The following is a 5,818-nucleotide window of genomic DNA, read 5'->3' on the forward strand; positions in this document are numbered from 1 at the left end:
ATGGCATTCATTACTTCATCCTTTAAATCAGCGGGTACCTCGACATCTTCAAATTCATAGGGGAGCATGGACCACGCCTCCTGCATTTCTTGGATGCCTTTCGTGCAAGACGGACAATTTACAAGGTGCCTTTCTATTTTCATCCTATCAACTTCAGATACTTCACCTATCAAATAAGAGACCAATTCATTGGAAAATGAACAGCTGCTATTTAGACTCATATTTTCATTCCCCCATCTCCATGACAATGTGTTTCCGCAAGACTTTGAGTGTTTGATGCAGCCGGCTTTTGATGGTGCCGATTGGTTCCTTTTTCATTTCAGCGATTTCACTGAGTGTGTATCCTTCCCAATATAACCATTGAATCAGTTCGATTTGATTTTTTGATAGATATTGGTAGGCTTTCTGTATTTGTTCTCGCATATGCATACGTGATAAAATCTCTGCTGGATTGTTGGCTTCTGAACCTGGAATCTGTTCTAATTGCTCCTGGTCAATCGAAACGAGTGATGCCTCCTTTTTTTCTTTGCGGTGGTGGTCAATCATGATATTACGAGTGATGGTAAGAAGCCAATTGACGAATAGTCCTTTTTCAGGGTTAAAACCGGTCTCTGTTGTCCATACGCGGGTAAAAACGGCCTGAACAATTACTCTAGCTTTGTCTTGATCCTTGGTTGATTTGATAACAAAGGAGTACACTAGCTTAATATAACGGTCATATAATTCTTCTAAAGCAGGACGGTGCTTTGCTTTAATTAAATGAATCAATTCGGCATCGCTCAAGTTTTGCATAAAAAAGGCAGACCCCCTAATCTTTTCCGGATCCCTTTATATAAATAAACGAATCTACAAGAAAATCGGTTTGTATAATTATATAGAAATTTTGAAAGATTATGGTGACAAGCTCCATTTTCATAAAAAAAAATCGCTGTTTTTCGCTTGGATTGCTGTTTAATACTTCGTTTAGATCTACTTACGATTTAAAATGGTGTAAAATTACAGCCTATCAGCGAATTTTAATGTTTTATCAGCGAATTTACGGGATTAATCGGCGAATTTACAGGTTCAATCGGCGAATTTTTGAGTTTAATCAGCGAATCGCAGAAAACAACTTTTAGAAAAAAATAGACCTCAAATTGAGGTCTAGTAATTTGTTATTGAGAAATTGAATTCGATTGTGAGATGGCCGTTGATTCCGGCACACGTAAAAGGATGGCGCCTCCGATAATGAAGAGAAGAATTAAGCTAAATACACCACTGTTTGTATTTCCAGTTATCTGAGCCGTGAATCCAACCAGGAATGGCCCTAATATTGCTGCAAATTTATAAAAAATACTATAAAAACCAAAGAACTCATTGGCATTTTCTTTTGGAACGAGTTTGGCAAAGTAGGAACGGCTTAGGGCCTGTATACCACCCTGTGAAGAAGCCACCAGCATTGCTAAAATCCAAAAATCTAATGTCGTCTTTAAGAAATAGGCATACGTACAAATGACGATATAAACAAAGATTCCAACGAGTAACATCGTTTTGCCTTTGAATTTATCGGCAAGTTTACCGTATAAAATAGCAAACGGTGCAGCAACCACTTGTGTCGCAAACAAGATAATTAGTAGGTTATCAGATTTGATTCCCAAATCGTAACCATAGGCTGTCGACATGGTAATAATCGTATTTACGCCATCAATATAAAAGAAATAAGCAATTAAGAACAAAAATAGCGGACGGTATAACTTAATTTTTTTGAAAGTATCAAACAGTTGTTTAAAACCATTAGAGACTGGGTTTGGCACAGGCTCCTTATAATAAACCTGTTTTACATTTTTTAACATCGGAATAGTGAATAAGCCCCACCATAAGGCGGTAATCGCAAATGCCGCTTGACTTGCAACGGTCACAGAGAGGGGGATGATATTATTCTGAGATAATATAATAAGGGCAATACTGATAAAGAAAGGGATTGTGCTGCCAATGTAACCCATCGCATATCCGCGAGAAGAGATTTTATTCATCCGGTCTTCGGTCGTTACATCTACAAGAAACGCATCATAGAAAATATTTGTACCTCCAAAACCAATAACGGTAAGCATATAGCAAAATAATAAAAAAAGCCATTGGTTACTTGGGACCACTGCAAGCAGCAAGGTAAAGACAATTCCTAAGGCAAAGAAAAAGGTAAAAAGGCGTTTCTTTAATCCTTTGAAGTCGGCTATACTGCCCAAAATAGGGGCACAAAGCGAAATAAGCAGGGTAGCAAATGAATTAGCATAGCCCCAATAAGCTGTAGAAGTCGAAGCTGCAAGTCCTGCCTCTTTCGCCGCTGCTTTAAAATACAATGGAAAAATTGCTGTAGTAATGAGGATGGAATAAGCAGAGTTTGCCCAATCATAAAGCACCCAGCTCTTTTCTTGCTTTGACATCCGGCTCATAGATTTTCCCCCTTTTAAATTTTCAAAATTTCTTCGATAACCCTTCCATCTGTCTGGCCTAAATCAAATCCAAGAAGACGGGCAAATGTGGGGCCTTCATCAATGAGACGGATTGAAGGCAGAGTAACTGCTTGAATTCCTTTTCCAGCTGCCATGAAAATGGTTCCATATTCTTCTTTCTCAGGTGAATAGCCATGACATGCTAAGGTGTACTTATGATCCCTACTGACATCCTCCTTCGTAATGATCTTGATAAATTCCCCCTCGAAGTCTTCTAAAAAGAAATATCCTTTTTGTGCTTCGAGCATAAAGGCACAAGCTTCATCTGCTCCTTTTTCTGAAGCTTGTGCACCGGTGAGAGCGGATTCAATCCCGCTTTCTGGATTATTAAGCAATGAATCTACTAATTGCCTTACTTCATGTAAGGTTGAGGTATCGTAATGGTCTTTAATGTAAATATATGCAGAGCCATCACAACTTTTACAATACGCCTTCCAATTAATTATTTTCCCTTTACCGTTCGAGGTGATCAAACCCTTTTCATGGAATAAAACATTGAGGTTTATTGCTTTATTTTCATCTAAGGCACTATGGTCACCTAATGCCACCACTGTGGAATTCTCAAAAATGCCACTTTCTTTTAAGGCATTGATAATTCTGCCAAGCCTATAATTGTGACGTTCAATCGCCGCGAGTGCATCCTCGGATGAGAACCCATGATAATGGCGCTGTGTATCTAAATCGGTAAAGTGAACCATTAATAGATTTGGTTTCTTTGTTTTAATCGTATCGACAGTTGACTCTAGGACAAAGTTATCCAATTCTGGTTGGTTAAGGCCGTTACGGATATGCCCGTATTTTCGATTAAGGTCCCATTGAAAACGGGGACTGCCACTCATCAGCGAAACAAGAATTTGATTATGCCAGGGGCGGTTCGCAAAAATTTCTGGCATATTGTAGTCAATATTTGCTTTTGCGGTTACGGGCCACAATAAAGCAGACGTCGTCAGATTGGCTTTCTTCGCTTCGTCATACAACGTGGTCCCTTGTATACTATCCCGGAACCAATTCCAATCGGGAGAAAGTCTCCCCGGTTGTAAACGGGTATTATTAATGACCCCATGCCGATTCGGATAATTACCCGTCACAATAGTTGTGTGACAAGGATAGGTGACCGATGGGTAAATAGATTTGACATTTTTGACCAAGGCGCCATTTTTTAAGATGGTTTGAAAGTGTGGGAGTTCGGATAATAGTGGGAAATCTAAAGCTGATAGGCAATCAAATGAAATGATAATTAAATGGTCTGTCAATCGATTCATAAAATGAAAAACCTCCGAAAAAGTCTAACAGATACTTCCATTGTACTACAGGTGGGCGGAAATGGAAGAATTCGTACGAATTTTTACAAAATTTTCGAAAAACAATAAAATCCTCCCTATTTTTTTAAAAGGTTTTTCTAGTATAATGATATTAGCAGAATTTGGATTTTAAGGAGGTTGAGAGATGGCAAGTTTCCGTAGTTTTTTGTTTGAGAAAGGAATTAAACTTTCGGTCGAACGTGCTTTAAGGAAGGGTATTTCAGAAAGGGGAATGGATGAAAAAAGGCAAATGCTGGACACAGTCGCTAGAAAGCTAGCTAAACTGCCGAAAGACTGTAAGGTTCAGAAATTGGAAATTGAAGGGTTGTATGCTGAATGGCTCTCCTCCGAACACAGTTCGGAAGAAAAAGTAATCCTTTATTTACATGGCGGGGGATATGCATTTTGCTCAGCTAATACCCACCGGCCACTTGCAGCTAGTATCGGGAAGGCGGCTGGTATGAGGGTTCTTTTTCCAGAATATCGTCTCGCACCGGAACATCCTTTTCCTGCTGCCATTGAAGATGCCGTCAATGTGTACCGTTGGTTGTTGCGTCAAGGGTATGATCCCGCCAATATTATTTTTGCAGGGGACTCAGCAGGAGGGGGCTTAAGTGTAGCAGCTACCTTAGTCTTAAGAGATCAAAATGAACCTCTCCCGCAGGCGATTGTTTGTTTATCACCATGGGTTGATCTAACCGGCAGCGGGGAGAGTTATCGGAAAAACAAAGAGGTNNACGATTCAAGGTGTTAAAGATGCAGCGCTTATGTATTCGGGGCACAAGCCCCTCGATCATCCGCTTATTTCACCTGTCTTTGCAGACCTTACTGGCTTCCCGCCCTTATTTATCCAAGCTGGTAATCATGAAATTTTGCAAAGTGATGCGGAGTTGCTGGCAAAAAAAGCACGACAGGCAGGGGTAGAGGTCACCTTTAAAATATGGGACAAAATGTGGCATGTTTGGCAAATTAGTGGTGATCGATTACCTGAAGCGAAGATGGCTGTTAGTGAAATAGGAAACTACATAAAGAAAGTCTTAAAATAAATTTTTAATGAAACCAAGAGCTCCTGTATCAAGATAAAGATGCAGGAGTTTTTTCGTTTTATTCATCACCTAGGAACTTCATGAACTTTATGAACAAAATGGTAGTTAAGTTTTTAATGCTGTTTAAATGGATAATCTATTAAATCATAAAAATTTTTGTAAAATTAAGAAAACGTTAAGAAAGCGTTTACAAAGGGGGAAATGAAATGTTTTCGATTAAAAGAATTTCAGCAGTCATGTGTGCAGGAGCTTTGGCATTAAGTTTGGGGGCTTGCAGCAGTAAAGAAACAGCGAGCTCAGGTAAAAAAGAGGCAGGAACTGGTTATCCAACAAAAGCGATTAGTGTTGTCGCACCTTCTGGAGCAGGTGGAGGCTGGGATTTAACCGCTCGATCGTTCACAAAAGTGCTTAGTGAAACAAAGTTAGTAAATCAGCCATTAACAGTTGAGAACAAGCCTGGCGGAGGTGGAGCCGTATTTATGGCAGAATATGCTACCCAGCAGGCAGAAAATAATGACATGTTGTTTGTCAATTCACCGCCAATTATTATCAACAATTTAAAGAAAGAAGGAAACAGCCCTTACGGTTATAAAAATACCACTCCATTAGCACAGCTAACGAAAGACTATGGTGCGATTGTTGTCAAAACTGATTCCAAATTTAAAGACCTAAAATCAGTTTTGGAAGAGGTTAAAAAGGATCCAGCTAAGTTGACATTTGCAGGAGGATCCGCACCGGGCTCAATGGATCATTTGGTTTCGATTCTTCCAGCCTATAAATACGGGGTTGACCCAACTAAAATTAAATATGTTTCCTATGATGGTGGTGGAGAAGCGATTACAGCATTACTTGGAGGAAACGCAGATGTCATTGGAACCGATGCCTCAAGTGTGAAAGAATTCCTTAAAGCTGGTAAGGTTCGCGTGCTGGCAATTACTTCATCTGAACGTTTAGCTGGCGATTTTAAAGATGTTCCAACTGC

General features: G+C 39.6%; 7 protein-coding genes. 3 read left to right on the forward strand and 4 right to left on the reverse strand.

The genetic code is table 11. The features are described 5' to 3' along the window. The 4 genes from V7659_RS22660 to V7659_RS22675 all read right to left on the reverse strand — a co-directional run. Window positions 1-221 (reverse strand): anti-sigma factor family protein (locus V7659_RS22660; protein WP_335542446.1); only part of this gene is annotated, 221 nt, incomplete at its 3' end. A gap of 4 nt (window positions 222-225) precedes the next feature. Beyond that, on the reverse strand, window positions 226-792 hold the full coding sequence (locus V7659_RS22665) for an RNA polymerase sigma factor (protein WP_335542447.1): 567 nt from the start codon (window positions 790-792) through the stop codon (window positions 226-228). A 362-nt stretch (window positions 793-1,154) separates the two neighbouring features. Next, the gene (locus V7659_RS22670; protein WP_335542448.1) at window positions 1,155-2,429 is read right to left on the reverse strand and encodes an MFS transporter; all 1,275 of its coding nucleotides are present in this window, start codon (window positions 2,427-2,429) and stop codon (window positions 1,155-1,157) included. A 14-nt stretch (window positions 2,430-2,443) separates the two neighbouring features. Beyond that, window positions 2,444-3,751 (reverse strand): ectonucleotide pyrophosphatase/phosphodiesterase, encoded by a 1,308-nt coding sequence (locus V7659_RS22675; RefSeq protein WP_335542449.1) that lies wholly within the window; start codon window positions 3,749-3,751, stop codon window positions 2,444-2,446. A gap of 289 nt (window positions 3,752-4,040) precedes the next feature. Here V7659_RS22675 and V7659_RS22680 point away from each other — a divergent pair, with 289 nt between their 5' ends. The 3 genes from V7659_RS22680 to V7659_RS22690 all read left to right on the forward strand — a co-directional run. Beyond that, window positions 4,041-4,544 (forward strand): alpha/beta hydrolase, encoded by a 504-nt coding sequence (locus tag V7659_RS22680; RefSeq protein WP_438825868.1) that lies wholly within the window; start codon window positions 4,041-4,043, stop codon window positions 4,542-4,544. Between the two features lie 13 nt (window positions 4,545-4,557). Continuing rightward, the gene (locus V7659_RS22685) at window positions 4,558-4,836 is read left to right on the forward strand and encodes an alpha/beta hydrolase (RefSeq protein WP_335542451.1); all 279 of its coding nucleotides are present in this window, start codon (window positions 4,558-4,560) and stop codon (window positions 4,834-4,836) included. Between the two features lie 206 nt (window positions 4,837-5,042). Then, a partial coding sequence (locus V7659_RS22690) for a Bug family tripartite tricarboxylate transporter substrate binding protein (protein ID WP_335542452.1) occupies window positions 5,043-5,818 on the forward strand: 776 nt, incomplete at its 3' end.

Source organism: Neobacillus drentensis (genome assembly GCF_036966985.1).
GTDB classification, from domain to species: Bacteria; Bacillota; Bacilli; order Bacillales; family Cytobacillaceae; genus Neobacillus; species Neobacillus drentensis_E.